This is a genomic window from Streptomyces sp. NPDC046122, assembly GCF_056429965.1.
In genome coordinates, this window is record NZ_JBWKLQ010000013.1 from 127223 (window position 1) to 147160 (window position 19938).

Here is a 19938-nt window from a genome sequence, read left to right on the forward strand (position 1 = left end):
AAGAAGAGCAGCTCCCCCCGTTTGGGGGAGATGTGGGGGAGAAGAGAGAAGTGGGGGGTGGGTGGACTCCTCCTTGTAAGTGTGTTTCCTCCCCCCCCCCCCCCCGCCCCGTGATCGCGGTCCTTCACGCCTTGTCCCACACCTTCGCCCGGATGCTCCGCAACCGCGCCGTACCCTCTGAGCGTCCGTACGCACGTACGTACGCTCAAGTGGGGGAAGGGGACACGCGTGTTCGGTGGTGCGAGTGGGGCGGTAAAAAAGCACCTGGTGTACGGACTTGTCCTCGTGGTCGCGGCGGCGGGCCTGCTGCTCGCCGGCCCCGGCACGGGAACCGCCGAGGCCGTCGGCCCGTGCTCCGGACGCAAGGTGCGGACGGTCGCCTTCGCCACCGGCGAGCTGCACATCTACAAGAGCCGCCGCTACGCCTGCGCCGTCACCGTCTCCAAGCGCCCCGGCGTACGGCAGGCCATGACGGTCACCATCCAGGCGCGCGGCAGCCGCACCGCCAGGGACAGCGGCCGCTTCACCCACCGCGCCGGACCCGTGACGGTCTACGCCCTCAACCGCTGCGTACGGGCGCACGGTTCGGTCGGCGAGCGGAAGGCTTCCACCGGCTGGATTCTCTGCTGAGGCTGGTGGTACGGGAGTTGCCCCGCTAGGTTCGCCCCGTCGTCTGTCACTACAGGGGAGGGCGAATGCGCAAGGCGCGCAGCTTGCTGCTGTCGTTCGCGGTGCTCATAGGCACCGTGGGCCTCGGCAGCTCACCGGCCGGAGCGGTCACCACCGCCGAGCCGGAGCAGGACATCAAGGAGCGAATACTCGCCATACCGGGCATGAGCCTGGTGGAGGAGAAGCCGTACACCGGCTATCGCTACTTCGTACTGAACTACACCCAGCCGGTCGACCACCGGCAGCCGTCCAAGGGCACGTTCAAGCAGCGGATCACCCTGCTGCACAAGGACACCAACCGCCCGACGGTCTTCTTCACCAGCGGGTACAACGTCTCGACGACGCCGCGTCGCAGCGAGCCGACGCAGATCATCGACGGCAACCAGGTGTCGATGGAGTACCGCTTCTTCACTCCGTCCCGGCCCTCGCCCGCCGACTGGTCGAAGCTCGACATCAAGCAGGCCGCGAGCGACCAGCACCGCATCTTCACCGAGCTGAAGAAGATCTACTCCAAGAAGTGGATCTCCACCGGCGGCTCCAAGGGCGGCATGACCGCCACGTACTACGAGCGCTTCTACCCGCGTGACATGGACGGCGTCGTCGCGTACGTCGCCCCCAACGACGTGGTGAACAAGCGGGACGCGGCGTACGACCGCTTCTTCCGCAACGTCGGCACCAAGGAGTGCCGCGACGCGCTCAACGCCGTGCAGCGCGAGGCACTGGTGCGGCGCGAGCCGCTGAGCGCCAAGGTGAAGGAGTGGGCGGACGCCAACAACGCCACCTTCGACACCGTCGGCAGCCTGGACAAGGCGTACGAGTCCACGGTCCTCGACTTCGTCTGGGCCTTCTGGCAGTACAGCAGGGCGAGCGACTGCGCGGACGTCCCCGCGGCCGACTCCTCCGACCAGGTCATCTACGACTACGTCGACGCCATCTCCGGCTTCGCCGCCTACAGCGACCAGAGCCTGGCGACGTACACGCCGTACTACTACCAGGCGGGCACCCAGCTGGGCGCGCCGCAGGTGAAGTACCCGCACCTCGACGGCCTCATGAAGTACGGTCCGGACTTCTTCCAGCCGCGCGTCTACGTGCCGCGCGACATCCCGATGAAGTTCGACCCGAGCGCGATGCGGGACGTGGACAGCTGGGTGCGGCACAAGGCCACGCGCATGATGTTCGTGAACGGTCAGAACGACCCGTGGAGCGCCGAGCCGTTCCGCCTCGGCAAGGGCGCGCGCGACGCGTACGTCTTCACCGCGCCGGGCGCCAACCACGGCGCCAACGTCGCGGGCCTCGTCCCGGAGGAGAAGGCGAAGGCCACCGCCGAGATCCTGGAGTGGGCGGGCGTCGCTCCGGCCGCCGTCCAGGCGGACCCGTCGAAGGCGAAGCCGCTGGCGTCGTACGACGCGAAGCTGGACAAGCGGAACGTGGAGCAGCGGCAGATGCTGCGGCCGTAGGTACTGGCCGTGGGGCGGTCGTAGGTACGGGCCGTGCACGGTCGTAGTACGGGCCCTGCTTGCGGTACGCATGTACGTATACGGCAGATGGTGCGTGCGGCCGGTTGCGCCCGTCGTGGTGGAGTCTCCGGTGGAGTCTCACACCCGGCGGGCGCAGCCCACCGGCTTCTCGCCGCCCAGGTGGACGTACAGCGCCGTCGTCGGCGGGCACTGCGCCCGCCTCTGCACGGCGGCGGTGATGACGAACTCGGGCACGCGTTCGCCCGACCCGTCGCACGCCGCCTCGTTCACCTGCCCCTTGCGCGCGGTGGAGAGACAGTCCCCGACGAGCTTCCGGGGCCCGCCGCCCTTCCCCGGATCGCCGGGATGCGGCTCCTCCAGGTTCCGCATGCACGCGAAGCCGCGCGGCACGGCCCCGTCACCGTCCTCGTCGAACGCGGGCCGGCTCTCGGAGATGTGCAGGACGAAGTCCGTACGGACCGGGCACGCCGGCCCGTCGCCCGCCGCGCCCCCGTGCCGGGCCAGGACCCGCGGGGGAGGGCGGGGCGTACCGGGCGTACGCCCCGTGCCCGGGCCGGCGAACCCCGCCGTGCCGTTGTCCTGGGGGCTGGCCGGCTGGTACCGGCATCGGTGTCGTGATGGGCCGGCCGGGACGGTGTCGGGTCAGCCGGTGTCAGTTCGGCCGGTGTCGGGTCAGCCGGTACGGGAGTAGGTGAGCCCGTACCCGAGCGGATACAGCACCTTCGCCGGGTCGTCAGCGCGCTGTATCGGAACGGGCAGCTTCCCCCGCGGAGTCGTATGACCGGCGATGGCGCGCACGGCGGCGCGCAGTTCGACGTCGGTCCAGGAGTACGCGGCGACGCTCGCGCCGAAGCCGGTGCCTTCGAGCTGCGCGATGTCGTAGGGATTGCGGATCGCCAGGGCGACGACGGGCACACCGGTAGCGGCCAGCTCGCGGACGAGCGTGCGCTGAGGGCTGGTCGCCGAGACGTTGTACGTCCCCACGACGACCACGTCCTTACCCTTCGCCGCCGCCACCGCTTCCTTGATCTTCACGGGGGTCGGCGTGATCCCTGTGGAGAGGGCCGTGGCGGTGAAGCCGAGCTCGTCGAAAGCCTTGGCGACGACGGTGGTGGGCGGCCCGGTGGTGGAGGTCGGGGACGCGGGATCGGCTCCGACGACGAGCACGTTCCGGTGCGTACGACGCCCGATCGGCAGCAGGCCGCGATCGTTGGCGAGCAGCGTGGTCGTCCCGTCGGCGATCCGGTCCGCGGCGGCGAGATGGGCACGGGTGCCCACGGTCCGGTCGACGCCCTCGTGGGAGACGTACGGGTCGCGGAACAGGCCCAGCTTGGCCTTGAGCAGCAGGATGCGGAAAATCGATTCGTCGACCCGCTCCGTGCTCAGCTCCCCGTCGCGCACCGCCTTGAGGACGGCGTTCCACGCGACGGGCAGGTTTGGCGGGTTCAGCAGCTGGTCGCACCCGGCGAGGAGCGCCAGGACGGGCACGCGGTCGTCGCCGTACTTCTGCCGTACGCCCGCCATGGCGAGGGAGTCGGTCACCACGACGCCGTCGTAGCCCAGCCGCCCGCGCAGCACGCCGGTGACGATCGGCTTGGAGAGCGTCGCCGGGTCCTCGGCCGGGTCCAGCGCCGGTACGACGATGTGCGCGGTCATGATCGAGTCGATGCCGGCGGCGATGGCGGCGCGGAAGGGCGGCGCGTCCAGTTGCTCCCACTGCTCGGCGGTGTGATGGATCGTCGGGAGGGAGTAGTGGCTGTCGTCCTTGGTGTCGCCGTGTCCGGGGAAGTGCTTCGACGTGGCGGCGACACCCGCGCCCTGGTACCCCTTCACCTGCGCGGCGACCATGCCGGCGACGGCCTCGGGATCGGCGCCGTAGGACCGTACGCCGATGACGGGGTTGGCGGGGTTGACGTTGACGTCCGCGACGGGCGCGTAGTTCTGCATGATGCCCATGGCGGCGAGCTCGGCCCCGGCGATCCGTGCGGCTTTCCGCGCGTCGGACCGCGACCCGCCGGCCCCGAGGGCCATCGCGCCCGGCACGAGGGTCGCGGGCTTGCCGACGCGGGCGACGATGCCGTGCTCCTGGTCGGTGGAGATGAGGAGGGGGACGGGGGTGTCCTGGGCGAGTCCGGCGCGCTGGATGCCGTTGGAGAGGTCGGCGATCTGGTGGGGGTCGCGGGTGTTGTGCGCCCAGGCGAAGTAGATGATGCCGCCGACGTGGTACTTCGCGACGAGTTCGGCCGCGGTCCGGACCCCCGTTTCCTTCAGGTTGGAGTCGATGTCGACCTGGTCGGGCTCGGTCGCGGAGTGCCCGTACGCCCGCATCACGAACAGCTGGCCGACCTTTTCCTCCAGGCTCATCCGGGAGATGAGGCGCTTGAGGCGGTTACGGGTGATGGAGGTGGTGGTCGTGGAGGAGGCGGAGGTGGTGCCAGTGGCGGACGGGTGGGGCGCGCCCAGGGCAGGCGTCGTACCGACGGCGGTCGCGGCCACGGCGGCGGCGGTCGCGGTGAGCAGGGTGCGTCTGGAGGTGCGGTGATGGTGCACGTGAGCTCCTTACAGCCGTACTCGACAACGGAGTTGAAGGAAACTGCCAAGGAGTCACGGATATCCGGAAAGTAACTGCCAGGTCAAGGGTGCAGCAGCAAAACCGGCTCGGACCCCCCACACAGGGGAGCCGCCCTGGAGCATTCGGCGGGGGCGTGTGTGGGGGAGAGGGCTTCGATGGGCCTGTGGCGGTGGTTGTTTCTGGTGTGGGGGCCGCCTTTTGGGAGGGTGGCGTCGGAGGTCCGGCCCCCCCGGGGGGAGCCCACGGGTCAGGCCCGGTGAGTGGGTGCTCGTGCGTCGCCGGGTGGCGGGTGTCTGGCGGGTGGGGGAGGCGGCGGGGGTGACGTGGCGTCAGATGCGCGCATCGTGGCGGGGGCGCAAGAGGTGTGGTGGGCGGGGCGGGAGGGGGGTTGGGGTGCGCGGAGTGGGGGGTTCGTCGCGTTCCGGTTGTGGGGGCCTACGGGCGGGTGCGGGGGGTGCGGGTGAGGTGCTCCAGGTAGTCGCGGCCTGCGGCGAGCATGCCGGGGAGGTCGGCTGCCTTGGGGTACCAGCGCTTCTCGTACTCCCAGCAGACCCACGCGTCGTCGTCCAGCAGCGCCACGCACTCGTCCAGTGGCAGGGCTCCCGCGCCCAGCGCCAGTGGAGTCGTGTCGTCGGCCGACGCGATGTCCTTGACCTGCGTGTATCCGAGGTGCGGGGCCAGTACGGCGTGTGACGCGGCCGGGGTCTCACCGCCGAGCCAGGTGTGCATCACGTCCCAGAGCGCGCCTACGTTCTTGTGCCCCACCGGGCCGAGCACACGTGATGCCGCCGCGCCCGTGCGGTGCGAGTCGTGTGTCTCCAGCAGGATGCGTACGCCCATGTCGGCCGCGGTCTCCGCCGCAAGCCCCAGACGGCGGGCCGCCGTCGCGTCCGCCTCCTCCTGGGGCTGCTCGTCGCCGCCGCCGGGGAAGACCCGGACGTACGGCGCTCCCAGGTCGCGCGCCAGGGCCAGCAGGCCGTGCAGCTCCTCGTGTACGGGCTCGTCGTCGCCGGGGGCCGCCACCTGCGCGTACCCCGCCACCGCCAGGATCCGGACGCCCGCGTCGTCGAAGCGCTCGACCACGTCCGCCCGGTCCTCGATGCCGAGCGCGGGGTGGACCGGCTCGTCGGGGTGCGCGCGGAGCTCCACGCCGTCGTAGCCCGTCGAGTTCGCCAGCCGTACGACATCGCGCAGCGGCATGCCGGGCACCCCGAGGGTGGAGAAGGCGTACTTCACTGTGATGCTCCTTCCTGAAGGGAGAGCCGCCAGTCTGGCCCGCCAGGTCCGCTCCGTACGAGCGGTGCGGCTTCTCGGTGATGCGCGCGGCAGCGGCGTGCCGACGACATCACTCGTCCACAGCACGACTTCCCGTTAGCCCGCCGCGTAAGCGAGGCCGATCACCGTACGGACCAGCGGGCCGGGCGGGCGCAGGCCGTCGTCCTCCAAACGGCGGCGTACCGACGCTTCCGGCGGGGCAGGACTCGCGCATGACAGCAGCAGACGCGATATGGCAGTTCGCAGACGACCGGGGGCAGGTGTTGTCGGCCCCCCGGTGGCCCATGAGGGTCGTCGCCTACGTCCAGGCGGGAGCGACTCTCTGGGACCACGGTTTACTTCCGCTGGGGGTCTTCGGCTCGTACCACGACGGTGACGCGCCCGACCGTGCCAAGGCGGGTCATCTGCCGCTCGGTGAGGTCAGGTACTTCGGTGCGGGCGCGTCCTTCGACCCGGACCGTGTCCTGTCGTCGGGAGCGGACCTCGTCGTGGCGGTCAGTTACGGGGGCGGGCAGGTGTACGGGATCGAGGCGGACGCCGCGAAGTACCTGGAAGAACGGGTGCCGGTCGTCGTACTGGATGTCGGCCGGGGCCGTTCGCTCGACGAGATCCGGGGGCGCTTCGCCGCGCTGGCGGCCTCTCTCGGAGGTGCGGAGCCGCCGGTGGAGCTGGACGCGGTGCGCGAGGGGCTGCGTACGGTCGCGACGGCGGACGCGCCCCGGGTGCTGGCCCTCTCCCCGGCGGACGACGACCGGGTCCACCTCGCCCGTCCGGAGTCCTGGCCGGACCTGCGCGCGCTCGCCGGGCTGGGGGTACGACTGGTGGAGCCGCCCGCCGGGGGTGGCGCGAACTGGTCCACCGTCACCTGGGACGAAGCGGCGGCGCTCGCTCCGCAGGTCGTCCTGGCGGACAACCGCGCCAACGCGGCGCCGGTCGACACGACCCGTCTGTCCGACGTCCACGTGATCCCCTGGAACCCCGAACTCCCGGCCAGCATCGCGGCCCACGCCCGCTTCTTCACCCAGGTGACGAAGGCTCTGAGACTCTGACGAAGGGGAAGTGACTCGCGAGAGGCGAGAAGCGAGGCCATGCCCGGTCGAATATCAGCCCCTGGTCGCGTCTCCAGCCGGTGACCGTGCGTCGTGCCGCGGGGGACTGTGACCCGGCCCGGCGGCGGGCGGGTTCGTTCGCCCCATCCGCGCAAGGGGGTGGGACGCGCAGGGGGTGGTGTTCGGGACGTAAAGCGTGATGTGTGGGCAAGGCACGGGCGTCGTACAAAGGGCGCCGCTCCGCGCCTGAACCATGCAGTCCCGAACGCCGCCCCCGGAGCGGCCCGCCCCCGCACGAGACCGACAAGGAGAGCCGAAGAAGGCCGGAACCGCACGAGACCGACAAGGCAAGCCGAGCGAGCGGAACCCCGCCCCCTCACCCCCGCGCAGAAGCCGGCGCCCCCGTGGACCCGCGGACAATCAGTTCCGCCGCCACCGGCGCGATGCCGCCCCGCGGCGCCTGCTCGAGGCCCATCGCCAGGCGGCCCGCACGCGCCCCCGCCTCGTGCAGCGGCAGCCGTACGGTCGTCAGGGCCGGCACGGCGTCCGCCGAGAAGGGGAGGTCGTCGAAGCCCGCCACCGACACGTCGTCAGGGATGCTGCGCCCCTGCTCCCGCAGCGCCGCGCACGCGCCGAGCGCCACCGTGTCGTTCGCCGCGACCACCGCCGTCAGCCCCGGGTCCCGCCGCAGGAGTTCCAGCGTCGCGTCGTAACCGGACCGGCGGTCGTACGGCCCGTGCACCGTCAGCCCGTCGACCGAGGCGCCCAGCCCGGCCGCGTCCATCGCCTCCCGGTGCCCCTCCAGCCGGTGGCGGGTGGTCGTGCGCTCCACCGGCCCGGCGACGTAGCCGATCCGCCGGTGCCCGAGGGTCAGCAGGTGCTCGGTGAGCCGCCGCGCCCCGCCCCGGTTGTCGAAGGTCAGCGCCGCCGCGACGACCTCGCCGCCGTCCGGCGGCAGCGGGGGCCGGCCGCACAGGACGACCCGCGCGCCCCCGTCCGCGAGTTTGGCGAGCTTCGCCGCGACCGCGGCCGAGTGCTCGGGGTCCTCGATCGCGCCCCCGGTCAGGATCACCGCCGCGGCGCGCTGGCGCTGGAGCAGCGTCAGGTACGTGAGTTCCCGGTCGGGCGATCCGCCGGTGTTGCAGACGATCGCGAGTTTCTCGCCGCCGGCCCGGCCCGCGCCCGCCCCCTCCGGCCCGCCTATCTGGGACTGGGCCGCCCCGGCCATGATCCCGAAGAAGGGGTCGGCGATGTCGTTGACCAGAATTCCGACGAGGTCCGAGGTGGCGGCGGCGAGCGCGCTCGCCGGCCCGTTCAGCACGTAGTCGAGATCGTCGACCGCGCGCAGGACCCGCTCCCGGGTGGCGGCGGCGACCGGGTAGTTGCCGTTCAGCACACGGGAGACGGTGGCAGGCGACACCCGGGCGCGGGCCGCCACGTCCGCCAAGGTCACTGTCATCTGGTCGTCCTCCGGGTCTTGTACGAGCCGCTGTCCGCAGGCTAGCTTCATAGCGTATAGAAAGCGCTTGCTACGGCCGTACGGAGGAACTTTCGTGACACGCAGGACCATGCGCATCGCCATGAACGGCGTCACGGGCCGGATGGGGTACCGCCAGCACCTCGTCCGCTCGGTGCTCGCCATCCGCGAGCAGGGCGGCCTGGACCTCGGTGACGGCACGGTGCTGTGGCCGGAGCCCGTGCTGGTGGGCCGCCGCGAGCCCGCGCTCAGGGAGATCGCCGAACGGCACGGACTCACCGAGTGGTCCACGGACCTCGACGCCGTGCTCGCCGACGGGACGGTCGACGTGTACTTCGACGCGCAGGTCACGTCCGCCCGCGAGGAGGGCATCAGGAAGGCCGTCGCCGCGGGCAAGCACGTCTATACGGAGAAGCCCTCGGCCACCGGCCTGGACGCCGCGCTCGGCCTGGCCCGCCTCGCCAGGGAGGCGGGCGTCAAGCACGGCGTCGTACAGGACAAGATCTTCCTGCCGGGCCTGCTCAAGCTGAAGCGCCTGATCGACGGCGGGTTCTTCGGCCGGATCCTGTCCGTCCGGGGCGAGTTCGGCTACTGGGTGTTCGAGGGGGACTGGCAGGACGCGCAGCGGCCGTCCTGGAACTACCGGGCCGAGGACGGCGGCGGCATCGTCGTCGACATGTTCCCGCACTGGGAGTACGTGCTGCACGAGCTGTTCGGCCGTGTCACCAGCGTCCAGGCCCACGTCACGACGCACATCCCGCAGCGCTGGGACGAGCACGGGAAGCCGTACGCCGCCACCGCCGACGACGCGGCGTACGGCATCTTCCAGCTGGAGGGCGGCGCGGTGGCGCAGATCAACTCCTCCTGGGCGGTCCGCGTCAACCGCGACGAGCTGGTCGAGTTCCAGGTGGACGGAACGGACGGCTCCGCCGTCGCGGGCCTGCGCGACTGCCGCGTGCAGCACCGGGCGGCGACCCCGAAGCCGGTGTGGAACCCGGACCTGCCGGTCACGCACTCCTTCCGCGACCAGTGGCAGGAGGTCCCCGACAACGCGGACTTCGACAACGGCTTCAAGGCCCAGTGGGAGCTGTTCCTGCGGCACGTGGTGCTCGACGAGCCCTACACCTGGGACCTGCTCGCCGGAGCGCGCGGCGTCCAGCTCGCGGAGCTCGGCCTCAAGTCCTCGGCCGAGGGCCGCCGTTACGACGTGCCGGAGCTGTCGCTGTGACGATCAGACTCCCGCACGGCACGTACGAGCCCCGGACCACGCCCCTCGCGCTCGCCCCCGACGGCGCCCCGCTCACCTCCCGCACGGTCTACTCGGCGGCGCACGTGGTGGCCGACCCGTTCGCCGACGTGTCCCCCGAGGGGCCCGCCGCCGTCGACTGGGACGCCACGCTGGCCTTCCGGCGCCACCTGTGGTCGCACGGCCTGGGCGTGGCCGAGGCGATGGACACGGCGCAGCGCGGCATGGGGCTGGACTGGCCCCGCGCCGCCGAGCTCATCCGCCGCTCGGCCGCCGAGGCGAAGGCGGTGGGCGGCTCGATCGCCTGCGGCGTCGGAACCGATCAACTGCCGCCCGGTGAGGCCACCCCGGCCGAGGTCGTCGCCGCGTACGAGGAACAGCTCGCCCTGGTCGAGTCGACCGGCTCCCGGGCCGTGCTCATGGCGTCCCGGGCCCTGGCGGCGGTCGCCCGGAGCCCCGAGGACTACCTGGCGGCGTACGGGCACCTGCTGCGTCAGGCGGCCGAGCCGGTGATCCTGCACTGGCTCGGCCCGATGTTCGACCCGGCGCTCGAAGGCTACTGGGGCAGTGCGGACCTGGACGCCGCCACGGAGACCTTCCTCGAGGTCATCGCCGCGCACCCCGACAAGGTCGACGGCATCAAGGTCTCCCTGCTGGACGCCCGGCGCGAGGTCGGTCTGCGCCGGCGTCTGCCGAAGGGCGTGCGGTGCTACACGGGCGACGACTTCAGCTACCCGGAGCTGATCGCCGGCGACGAGCAGGGCTTCAGCCACGCCCTGCTCGGCATCTTCGACCCGCTCGGGCCGCTGGCGGCGCAGGCCGTCCGCACCCTGGACACCGGTGACGAGAAGGGCTTCCGGGCCCTGCTCGACCCGACGGTCGAGCTGTCCCGCCATCTGTTCGAGCCCCCCACCCGCTTCTACAAGACGGGCGTGGTCCTCCTCGCCTGGCTGGCGGGCCACCAGTCGCACTTCACGATGGTCGGCGGCCTCCAGTCGGCCCGCTCGCTGCCGCACCTGGTCCGGGCGTACGAACTGGCCGACGCCCTGGGGCTGTTCCCCGACCCGCTCCTCGCCGAAGCCCGTATGAAGACCTTCCTCGCCCTGCACGGAGTGGACCAGTGACCGACGGCCTGTCCAGGCTCAGCATCAACCAGGAGACCATCAAGCAGTGGTCGCTGCCCGAGCTGGCCGAGGGGTGCGTCAAGGCGGGCGTCCCCGGCGTGGGGCTGTGGCGCGCGCCGGTGCAGGCGTACGGCGTCGAGCGCACCGCCCGGCTGATGCGGGACGCGGGGCTGGCCGTCACCAGCCTGTGCCGGGGCGGGTTCCTCACGGGGGACGACCGTGCGCCGGCCCTGGCCGACAACCGCCGGGCCGTCGACGAGGCCGCCGCGCTCGGCACCGCCACCCTGGTCCTGGTCTCGGGCGGCCTGCCCCCCGGCAGCCGGGACCTGCACGGGGCGCGCGAGCGCATCGCACAGGCGCTGGCCGAGCTGGTGCCGTACGCCGCCGAACGGGACGTACGGCTGGCGATCGAACCGCTGCACCCGATGTTCGCCTCCGACCGCTGCGTGGTGTCGACCCTCGGCCAGGCCCTCGACCTGGCCGAGCGCTTCCCGGCGGAGCGGGTGGGCGTGGTCGTCGACACGTACCACCTGTGGTGGGACGACCGCCTCGCGGAGGGCATCGCCCGAGCGGGGAGCCGCATCGCCGCCTACCAGCTGGCGGACTGGATCACTCCGCTGCCCGCCGGTGTGCTGCTGGGCCGGGGACAGCTGGGGGACGGGGCGGTCGACTTCCGCCGCTTCGGCGCCTTGGTCGACGCGGCCGGCTACACCGGGCCCGTCGAGGTGGAGATCTTCAACGAGGAGCTGTGGGCCCGCGACGGCGCGGAGGTGCTGGCGGAGGTGGCGGAACGCTATGTCGCGCACGCCCTTCCGGCGTGACCGGAATGCTGCGTTTTTGATCATGCTTTGATCGTCCACAGGTGATTTGTGGCTTCGTCAAATAAATCCACCTCTCCGTGCAACCGTTGCCCGGGTTCGCGGGTCCTACTTGGCATCAGGGCTTCTGGGTGGGGATCCGGGGGGATTCGGGGAGGCCTGTTGGGAGGGGGATCTGAGGGGCCCGGTCGACGGACCGGGCCTCCTTGGTTTTCCCCGCACGTGCCGCGCTGTCGGACCTCGGCGGTAGCGTCGGATCATGCCAAGTCCCACAGGTGTTCCCGCGCCCCCGGCGGTGATCGAAGGCGTCCTGGAGCGCATCACCTACGCCAACGAGGAGAACGGCTACACGGTCGCCCGCGTCGACACCGGCCGCGGCGGCGACCTCCTCACGGTCGTGGGTTCCCTGCTCGGCGCGCAGCCCGGCGAGTCGCTGCGCATGGAGGGACGGTGGGGCTCCCACGCGCAGTACGGTCGGCAATTTCTCGTGGACAACTACACCACCGTGCTGCCCGCCACCATCCAGGGCATCCGCCGCTACCTCGGCTCCGGGCTGATCAAGGGCATCGGACCGGTCATGGCCGACCGGATCACCACGCACTTCGGCGTCGACACCCTGGACGTCATCGAGACCGAGCCGAAGCGGCTGATCGAGGTGCCGGGGCTCGGCCCGAAGCGGACGAAGATGATCGCGGCCGCCTGGGAGGAACAGAAGGCGATCAAGGAGGTCATGATCTTCCTTCAGGGGGTGGGCGTCTCGACCTCCATCGCGGTGCGCATCTACAAGAAGTACGCGGACGCCTCCATCTCCGTCGTGAAGAACGAGCCCTACCGCCTGGCCGCCGACGTGTGGGGCATCGGCTTCCTCACCGCCGACAGGATCGCCCAGTCCGTCGGTATCCCGCACGACAGCCCGGAGCGGGTGAAGGCGGGCCTCCAGTACGCGCTCTCCCAGTCCACCGACCAGGGCCACTGCTACCTCCCGGAGGAGCAGCTGATCAGCGACGCCGTGAAGCTGCTCCAGGTGGACACCGGCCTGGTGATCGACTGCCTGTCCGCGCTGGCGGACGAGGAGGGCGTCGTACGGGAGAAGGTGCCGCCGCCGGAGGGCGGTGAGGGGGACCCGGTCACGGCCGTCTACCTCGTCCCGTTCCACCGCGCCGAGGTGTCCCTCGCCGCGCAGGTCCAGCGGCTGCTGCGCGCCCCGGAGGACCGGATGCCGGCCTTCCGGGACGTGGCCTGGGACAAGGCGCTGGCCTGGCTCGCGGGCCGAACCGGGGCCGAGCTGGCGCCCGAGCAGCAGGCGGCGGTCAGGCTGGCGCTGACCGAGAAGGTCGCCGTGCTGACCGGCGGCCCCGGCTGCGGCAAGTCCTTCACCGTCCGCTCCATCGTGGAGCTGGCCCGCGCCAAGAGGGCCAAGGTGGTCCTGGCGGCCCCCACCGGCCGCGCGGCCAAACGCCTTGCCGAGCTGACCGGCGCCGAGGCGTCCACCGTGCACCGGCTCCTGGAGCTGAAGCCGGGCGGCGACGCGGCGTACGACCGGGACCGGCCCCTCGACGCCGACCTCGTCGTCGTCGACGAGGCGTCGATGCTCGACCTGCTGCTGGCCAACAAGCTCGTGAAGGCCGTCGCGCCCGGCGCTCACCTGCTGCTGGTGGGAGACGTCGACCAGCTGCCGTCGGTGGGCGCGGGGGAGGTGCTGCGCGACCTCCTGGCCGACGGGGGACCGGTGCCCTCCGTACGGCTCACCCGGATCTTCCGGCAGGCCCAGCAGTCGGGCGTGGTGACGAACGCGCACCGCATCAACTCCGGGCTCCATCCCCTCACGCAGGGTCTGCCGGACTTCTTCCTCTTCGCCGAGGAGGAGACCGAGGACGCCGGGCGGGTCACCGTCGACGTGGCGGCCCGCCGCATCCCCGCGAAGTTCGGCCTCGACCCCAGGCGCGACGTCCAGGTGCTGGCCCCCATGCACCGCGGCCCGGCCGGCGCCGGCGCGCTCAACGGGCTGCTCCAGCAGGCGATCACCCCGGCCAGGCCCGGCCTTGCGGAGAAGAGGTTCGGCGGCCGGGTGTTCCGCGTCGGAGACAAGGTGACCCAGATTCGCAACAATTACGAGAAGGGACAGAACGGGGTCTTCAACGGCACCGTGGGCGTGGTGACCTCGCTCGATCCGGACGAGCAGCGCCTGACCGTGCTGACCGACGAGGACGAGGAGGTTCCGTACGACTTCGACGAGCTGGACGAGCTGGCGCACGCGTACGCCGTCACGATCCACCGCTCGCAGGGCAGCGAGTATCCGGCCGTGGTGATCCCGGTCACCACCGGTGCGTGGATGATGCTCCAGCGCAATCTGCTCTACACGGCGGTGACCCGGGCCAAGAAGCTGGTGGTGCTGGTCGGCTCCCGCAAGGCCATCGGACAGGCCGTCCGCACGGTTTCCGCAGGCCGGCGGTGTACGGCGCTCGATCACCGGCTCGCGGGGCGGATCGTGAGGAGCCACTCCGCCGCGCAAAACGCCCCATAGGGGGACTGTTCATGGCAAACGTCCCGCTCGACTTCCAGAACCGGGGGTAAGGGGGCAGGATGAGCAGGTTGGCGGCACTGAGTGCCGCGAATGGGCCTAATGGCCGACCCCGAGTGCACTCTGCTGAGCCAAATGGGGGATGGTAGAGACAGTCAGGGCACCTCGAAGAAGAGGCACTACGTCGGTGAGGGATGACGTGAGCGACAACTCTGTAGTACTGCGGTACGGCGATGGCGAGTACACCTACCCGGTGATCGACAGCACCGTCGGTGACAAGGGCTTCGACATCGGGAAGCTCCGGGCTCAGACCGGGCTGGTGACTCTCGACAGCGGATACGGCAACACGGCCGCGTACAAATCCGCGATCACCTACCTCGACGGTGAGCAGGGCATCCTGCGCTACCGCGGATATCCCATCGAGCAGCTGGCCGACGGTTCCACCTTCGTCGAGGTGGCGTACCTGCTGATCAACGGTGAGCTGCCCAAGGTCGACGAGCTCGCCGCCTTCCGGAACGAGATCACCCAGCACACGCTGCTGCACGAGGACGTGAAGCGGTTCTTCGACGGCTTCCCCCGCGACGCGCACCCGATGGCCATGCTGTCGTCGGTGGTCAGCGCGCTGTCGACGTTCTACCAGGACAGCCACAACCCGTTCGACGAGAAGCAGCGTCACCTTTCGACGATCCGCCTCCTCGCCAAGCTTCCGACCATCGCGGCGTACGCGTACAAGAAGTCGATCGGTCACCCGTTCGTCTACCCGAGCAACGACCTCGGGTACGTCGAGAACTTCCTGCGCATGACCTTCTCGGTCCCCGCGCAGGAGTACGTGCCGGACCCGGTCGTGGTCGCGGCGCTCGAGAAGCTGCTGATCCTGCACGCGGACCACGAGCAGAACTGTTCGACCTCCACCGTGCGTCTGGTCGGCTCCTCGCAGGCGAACATGTTCGCCTCGATCTCCGCCGGCATCAGCGCCCTGTGGGGCCCCCTGCACGGTGGCGCCAACCAGTCCGTCCTGGAGATGCTGGAAGGCATCCAGGCCGACGGCGGCGATGTCGACAACTTCATCCGCAAGGTGAAGAACAAGGAAGACGGCGTGAAGCTCATGGGCTTCGGGCACCGCGTCTACAAGAACTTCGACCCCCGGGCGAAGATCATCAAGGCCGCGGCGCACGACGTCCTCTCCGCCCTGGGCAAGGACGACGAGCTGCTCGACATCGCGCTCAAGCTCGAAGAGCACGCGCTGGCCGACGACTACTTCGTGGAGCGCAAGCTCTACCCGAACGTCGACTTCTACACCGGTCTGATCTACCGGGCCATGGGCTTCCCGACCGAGATGTTCACGGTGCTCTTCGCGCTGGGCCGGCTGCCGGGCTGGATCGCCCAGTGGCACGAGATGATCAAGGAGCCCGGCTCCCGCATCGGCCGCCCGCGCCAGATCTACACGGGCGAGGTCCTGCGCGACTTCGTGCCGGTCGAGGGCCGCTGACACGCCCCGAGCCGCACTCCCGCTGAAAAGCGGAAAGCGCCCCGCCGCCGATCCCCCCACGGGTCGACGATGCGGGGCGCTTCCCTTTCCCCGGAGCGGATTCCCCCCACGGGATCCGGCCGGGCGTCTGTCGGGTGCGGAAGCGCCGCACGCGGTCTGCCGGGACGCGTACGTACGGGAGGGCCGCTCATAGCTCCCCGGTGCACGTGTCCCGGCCAACGCTTGCCCGGAATGTCCCCCAAGACATGTCCGCGAACGTCCCCCAAGACGTTCTTGGCATCGCCCACTTAGACTCGCGAGCCGGCCAAATGGTTACCCTCGAATCTCAGTGACGTGCGTCACCATGTGTGCGTCCTGTGAAGGTACGCAGCCGAAGGCTGTTTGTCACTACGAACACCGAGGAGAACGCCATCGCGAATCCGGCGATCATGGGGTTGAGCAGCCCGGCGGCGGCCAGCGGCAGGGCGGCCACGTTGTAGCCGAAGGCCCAGAACAGGTTGCCCTTGATGGTGCCCAGCGTCCGGCGCGACAACCGGATCGCGTCCGCCGCGACCCGCAGATCCCCCCGTACGAGCGTCAGGTCGCCCGCCTCGATGGCGGCGTCCGCGCCCGTCCCCATCGCCAGCCCCAGATCGGCCGTGGCCAGCGCCGCGGCGTCGTTCACGCCGTCACCGACCATGGCCACGGTGCGGCCCCCGGCCCGCAGCCGCCGCACCACGCCGGCCTTGTCCTCGGGCAGGACCTCGGCGTACACGTGCTCCGGGTCGATCCCGACCGCACGCGCCACCGACTCGGCCACCGCCCGGTTGTCGCCGGTCAGCAGGACCGGGGTGAGGCCGAGCTCGCGCAGCCGGGCCACGGCCTCGGCGCTGGTCTCCCTCACCGCGTCCGCGACGGCCAGTACGCCGCGCGCCGCGCCGTCCCAGGCGACGAGCACCGTCGTACGCCCCCGGGCCTCCCCGGCGGCCCCGGCCTCCGCCAGCTCGTGCGGCAGCTCCGTCACGCCCGCCCCGGCGAGCAGCGCCCGGCGGCCGACGAGCACCTCGTGCCCGTCGACGACGCCGCGCACCCCGAGTCCGGGGACGTTCTCGAACCGGTCCACGCCGGGCAGCGGCCCGGTCCGCCCGGCCGCTCCCGCGGCCACGGCCCGCGCGACCGGGTGCTCGGAGGCGTGCTCCAGCGCGCCCGCGAGGCGCAGCAGCAGCGCCTCGTCGGTGCCGGGAGCCGCGTGGACCTCCTGGAGCTCCATGCGTCCGGTCGTGACGGTCCCGGTCTTGTCCAGGACGACGGTGTCCACCCGGTGGGTGGACTCCAGCACCTCCGGGCCCTTGATCAGGATGCCGAGCTGGGCGCCGCGCCCCGTGCCGACCATGAGCGCGGTCGGCGTGGCCAGTCCCAGCGCGCACGGACACGCGATGATCAGTACGGCCACGGCCGCGGAGAAGGACGCGGCCGGGTCGTCCGTGACGAGCAGCCAGGTGACGAGCGTGCCGAGGGCGAGGAGCAGCACGACCGGTACGAAGACGGCCGAGACGCGGTCCGCCAGGCGCTGGACCCGCGCCTTGCCGTTCTGGGCGTCCTCGACGAGGCGGGCCATGCGGGCGAGCCGGGTGTCGGCGCCGACGCGGGTCGCCTCGACGACGAGCCGGCCGTAGGTGTTCACGGTGGCGCCCGTGACGCCGTCCCCGGCGGTCACGTCCACCGGGACGGACTCGCCGGTCAGCATGGAGGCGTCGACCGCCGAGGCGCCCGTGACGACGGTGCCGTCGGTGGCGATCTTCTCGCCCGGCCGTACGACGAAGTGGTCCCCGACCCCGAGAGCGTCGACCGGGACGCGTACCTCCGTGCCGCCGCGCAGGACGGTGACGTCCTTGGAGCCCAGCTCCATCAGGGCGCGCAGCGCGGAGCCGGCCGTCCGCTTGGCCTTCGCCTCCAGGTAACGGCCGAGGAGGATGAACGTGACGACGCCGGCGGCGACCTCGAGGTAGACGGCCGAAGCGCCGCCGGTGCGCTGCGACGCCGTGAACTCGAAGCCGTGCCGCATGCCGGGCATGCCCGCGTGCCCGAAGAACAGGGCCCACAACGACCAGCCGAACGCGGCGAGCGTGCCGACGGAGACGAGGGTGTCCATGGTCGCGGCGCCGTGCCGGAGGTTGGTCCAGGCGGCGCGGTGGAACGGCAGACCGCCCCAGACGACGACCGGCGCGGCCAGGGTCAGGGAGAGCCACTGCCAGTTGTCGAACTGGAGCGAGGGGATCATCGCCAGGGCGACGACGGGGGCGGCCAGCGCGAGCGAGACGAGGAGGCGCTGCCGCAGGGAGGCGAGCTCGGGGTCGTCGCCTCCGCGCGGTCCGGCCGGCGGGCCGTCGGGCCGGGCGGCCGGGGGCGGCGCGGGTTCCTCGGCGGTGTAACCGGTCTTCTCGACGGTGGCGACGAGGTCCGCGACGCCCACTGTGCCGGCGTGGCTGATCCTCGCCTTCGCCGTCGCGTAGTTGACGGTGGCGTACACGCCGTCCATCCGGTTGAGCTTCTTCTCGATGCGGGCGGCGCAGGAGGCGCAGGTCATGCCGCCGATGGAGAGCTCGACCTGGGTGGTGTCCACCGACGACGCCGGCGCCTCGTGCGCTGTGCTGGTCATCTTCTTGCTCCAGGAAACTGGCCGGGCCGTACGGGAGCCAGTATGAACTGGTCCGGTACGGCCCGGCCGGGAAAGGTGGTGCGGGTGGTGCGGCGGTACGGGCCCTCGCGGGTCCCCGGACCTCAGGACCCGACGAGCTCGTAACCGGCCTCGTCGACGGCGGCGCGTACGGCCTCCACGTCCAGCGGCGCCTCGGAGACCACCGTCACCTGGCCGGTGGACGCGACCGCCTTCACGGAGGTGACCCCGGGGATCTCCGAGATCTCGCCGGTGACGGCGCCCTCGCAGTGGCCGCAGGTCATCCCGCTCACCTGGTAGACGGCGGTGACGGCGCCCGGCTGCGCCTCGGCCGAGGTGTCGTGGCAGGAGCCGGACGGCGAGCAGCAGGAGCCGGTCGCGGTGGCCTCGGTCTTCGTCTCGGTCTCGGCGGTCATGTCGTTCTCCCTTTCGAAGGCGTGCGCGGTCGTGGTGCTCCGGGAACCCACGGGAACACCGTGACGTCCCGACACCTCCACACTATACCCCTAGGGGGTATTAAGCGAGTGCCTCGCCCGGGAGGGCCGGGTCCGCGCCGCCCGGGAACGCGACAAACCCCGGAACGGGAGGTTCCGGGGTTTGTGGGCCCGCCGGCGTTCACCCGCGCCGGCGGGTCGAGCAATGCTGGTGCGCCGCCTGTCCTCAGATGCCGCTCGTGCGCACCGAGACCAGGCCGGTGACCTGGGAGAGGGGCAGGGAGGCGGCGACGGACTCGGCGGCCCCGGCGACGTCGCCGACGCACACGGAGGCGCTGTGACCGGCGACGTCGGCGCCGGCGTGGGCCGTGCCGCCCGCGATGCCGTCCAGAGCGGCGTCCGAGAGCTCGCTGGTCTCGACCTCGGAGGTGAAGCTGTTGCGCATTACTCGCCCTTTCATTAATGCGATGGGGTTCTCGAAGCGGATGCAATCACGCCCGGAAGTCGACCGGCAACTTACTCCGAGGTCTCCTTCCGGTGCACACTTCAGCGCCACAGAACCCCCCTGACGTGCAGCTTTTCTCTCACGGAATAGCCCCGCAAATCCTTCGCGCGGCATATCAGAAATGAGATCGCACGAGATGTCTGCATCTGGGGTGCATCGCTGCACAGGTGAAGCGAAAACGGCATTTAACGGCGGGTCGCAGGTTCTCATTCCTTACGGCCCCTGTTGCCCGGACGGCGTGACACCCACAAGCGGATGGTGTCGGGGCGCCAGTAGGGCTTGCCGCCCTCCACATGGTCGGGCGGGGGAAGCAGCCCGTGCTTGCGGTATGAACGCACGGTGTCCGGCTGGACCCGGATGTGCGCGGCGATCTCCTTGTACGACCAGAGCCTGTGGTCAGTCATGTGTGGCACCTCCCTGCGCGCGCCCCAGCGGCGGCCGGGGGGCCGTCGGGGGGGCTGGGGCGCGAACGCCGGCGATCACTCAGCCTGTGCTCGTTGAACGACGCACGGTGACGATCGGGGAGGGGCTGTCGTGCGGCTGTGACGGAAGACCCGCGTAACGGAGACATGTGTGACACGAGTTCAACAAATGTGACGGTGTGGCAGGTGGGAGGGCGGGGCGG

15 protein-coding genes and 1 pseudogene are annotated in these 19938 nt (G+C 71.1%); 8 read left to right on the plus strand and 8 right to left on the minus strand.

Annotated features, from left to right (window positions below):
- The first annotated feature begins 267 nt into the window (after window positions 1-267).
- A complete protein-coding gene (locus AC07FK_RS27335) occupies window positions 268-630 on the plus strand; it encodes a hypothetical protein (RefSeq protein WP_479107607.1) in 363 nt (120 codons plus the stop codon).
- Window positions 631-695: 65 nt separating this feature from the next.
- On the plus strand, window positions 696-2126 hold the full coding sequence (locus AC07FK_RS27340; RefSeq protein ID WP_479107608.1) for a S28 family serine protease: 1431 nt from the start codon (window positions 696-698) through the stop codon (window positions 2124-2126).
- A gap of 138 nt (window positions 2127-2264) precedes the next feature.
- Here AC07FK_RS27340 and AC07FK_RS27345 read toward each other — a convergent pair.
- The 3 genes and pseudogenes from AC07FK_RS27345 to AC07FK_RS27355 form a co-directional block, all read right to left on the minus strand.
- Window positions 2265-2669, minus strand: a pseudogene (locus tag AC07FK_RS27345) (hypothetical protein); the annotation flags it as partial.
- Between the two features lie 150 nt (window positions 2670-2819).
- The gene (locus AC07FK_RS27350) at window positions 2820-4697 is read right to left on the minus strand and encodes a glycoside hydrolase family 3 protein (protein ID WP_479107609.1); all 1878 of its coding nucleotides are present in this window, start codon (window positions 4695-4697) and stop codon (window positions 2820-2822) included.
- Window positions 4698-5154: 457 nt separating this feature from the next.
- A complete protein-coding gene (locus AC07FK_RS27355; protein ID WP_479107610.1) occupies window positions 5155-5955 on the minus strand; it encodes a sugar phosphate isomerase/epimerase family protein in 801 nt (266 codons plus the stop codon).
- 251 nt (window positions 5956-6206) lie between these two features.
- Between AC07FK_RS27355 and AC07FK_RS27360 the strand changes: the two genes are divergently transcribed.
- On the plus strand, window positions 6207-7043 hold the full coding sequence (locus AC07FK_RS27360) for a substrate-binding domain-containing protein (RefSeq protein ID WP_479107611.1): 837 nt from the start codon (window positions 6207-6209) through the stop codon (window positions 7041-7043).
- Between the two features lie 376 nt (window positions 7044-7419).
- Here AC07FK_RS27360 and AC07FK_RS27365 read toward each other — a convergent pair whose 3' ends face one another.
- Entirely contained in the window at window positions 7420-8502 is a 1083-nt protein-coding gene (locus AC07FK_RS27365; protein WP_479107612.1) for a LacI family DNA-binding transcriptional regulator, read from the minus strand.
- 109 nt (window positions 8503-8611) lie between these two features.
- Between AC07FK_RS27365 and AC07FK_RS27370 the strand changes: the two genes are divergently transcribed.
- The 5 genes from AC07FK_RS27370 (at window position 8612) to AC07FK_RS27390 (ending at window position 15718) form a co-directional block, all read left to right on the plus strand.
- Window positions 8612-9748 carry a Gfo/Idh/MocA family protein gene (locus tag AC07FK_RS27370; protein WP_479107653.1) on the plus strand — a complete coding sequence of 379 codons (1137 nt, stop codon included), beginning with the start codon at window positions 8612-8614 and terminating at the stop codon, window positions 9746-9748.
- Window positions 9745-10890 carry a dihydrodipicolinate synthase family protein gene (locus AC07FK_RS27375; RefSeq protein WP_479107613.1) on the plus strand — a complete coding sequence of 382 codons (1146 nt, stop codon included), beginning with the start codon at window positions 9745-9747 and terminating at the stop codon, window positions 10888-10890. The genes AC07FK_RS27370 and AC07FK_RS27375 overlap by 4 nt, the downstream gene beginning before the upstream one ends.
- Window positions 10887-11711 (plus strand): sugar phosphate isomerase/epimerase family protein, encoded by an 825-nt coding sequence (locus AC07FK_RS27380; RefSeq protein WP_479107614.1) that lies wholly within the window; start codon window positions 10887-10889, stop codon window positions 11709-11711. Before AC07FK_RS27375 ends, AC07FK_RS27380 begins: the two co-directional genes overlap by 4 nt.
- 256 nt (window positions 11712-11967) lie before the next feature.
- Window positions 11968-14232 (plus strand): SF1B family DNA helicase RecD2, encoded by a 2265-nt coding sequence (gene recD2, locus AC07FK_RS27385; RefSeq protein ID WP_479107615.1) that lies wholly within the window; start codon window positions 11968-11970, stop codon window positions 14230-14232.
- 196 nt (window positions 14233-14428) lie between these two features.
- Window positions 14429-15718 carry a citrate synthase gene (locus tag AC07FK_RS27390; protein ID WP_479107616.1) on the plus strand — a complete coding sequence of 430 codons (1290 nt, stop codon included), beginning with the start codon at window positions 14429-14431 and terminating at the stop codon, window positions 15716-15718.
- A 325-nt stretch (window positions 15719-16043) separates the two neighbouring features.
- On the opposite strand, the gene AC07FK_RS27395 is transcribed toward AC07FK_RS27390, so the two are convergent.
- The 4 genes from AC07FK_RS27395 to AC07FK_RS27410 form a co-directional block, all read right to left on the minus strand.
- Window positions 16044-18356, minus strand: coding sequence for a heavy metal translocating P-type ATPase (locus tag AC07FK_RS27395; protein ID WP_479107617.1), 2313 nt, complete (start codon window positions 18354-18356; stop codon window positions 16044-16046).
- 122 nt (window positions 18357-18478) lie between these two features.
- Window positions 18479-18790: a heavy-metal-associated domain-containing protein gene (locus AC07FK_RS27400; RefSeq protein WP_479107618.1), complete on the minus strand. Its 312-nt coding sequence runs from the start codon at window positions 18788-18790 to the stop codon at window positions 18479-18481.
- 244 nt (window positions 18791-19034) lie between these two features.
- On the minus strand, window positions 19035-19253 hold the full coding sequence (locus AC07FK_RS27405) for a hypothetical protein (RefSeq protein ID WP_479107619.1): 219 nt from the start codon (window positions 19251-19253) through the stop codon (window positions 19035-19037).
- A 266-nt stretch (window positions 19254-19519) separates the two neighbouring features.
- Window positions 19520-19717, minus strand: coding sequence for a helix-turn-helix transcriptional regulator (locus AC07FK_RS27410; protein WP_453407396.1), 198 nt, complete (start codon window positions 19715-19717; stop codon window positions 19520-19522).
- Window positions 19718-19938: the final 221 nt, after the last annotated feature.

Coding starts and splice junctions, on each gene's coding strand:
- AC07FK_RS27340 (WP_479107608.1), top strand. CDS start 696: ATGCGCAAGGCGCGCAGCTTGCTGCTGTCGTTCGCGGTGCTCATAGGC.
- AC07FK_RS27360 (WP_479107611.1), top strand. CDS start 6,207: ATGACAGCAGCAGACGCGATATGGCAGTTCGCAGACGACCGGGGGCAG.
- AC07FK_RS27365 (WP_479107612.1), bottom strand. CDS start 8,502: ATGACAGTGACCTTGGCGGACGTGGCGGCCCGCGCCCGGGTGTCGCCT.
- AC07FK_RS27370 (WP_479107653.1), top strand. CDS start 8,612: ATGCGCATCGCCATGAACGGCGTCACGGGCCGGATGGGGTACCGCCAG.
- recD2 (WP_479107615.1), top strand. CDS start 11,968: ATGCCAAGTCCCACAGGTGTTCCCGCGCCCCCGGCGGTGATCGAAGGC.
- AC07FK_RS27395 (WP_479107617.1), bottom strand. CDS start 18,356: ATGACCAGCACAGCGCACGAGGCGCCGGCGTCGTCGGTGGACACCACC.
- AC07FK_RS27400 (WP_479107618.1), bottom strand. CDS start 18,790: ATGACCGCCGAGACCGAGACGAAGACCGAGGCCACCGCGACCGGCTCC.
- AC07FK_RS27405 (WP_479107619.1), bottom strand. CDS start 19,253: ATGCGCAACAGCTTCACCTCCGAGGTCGAGACCAGCGAGCTCTCGGAC.
- AC07FK_RS27410 (WP_453407396.1), bottom strand. CDS start 19,717: ATGACTGACCACAGGCTCTGGTCGTACAAGGAGATCGCCGCGCACATC.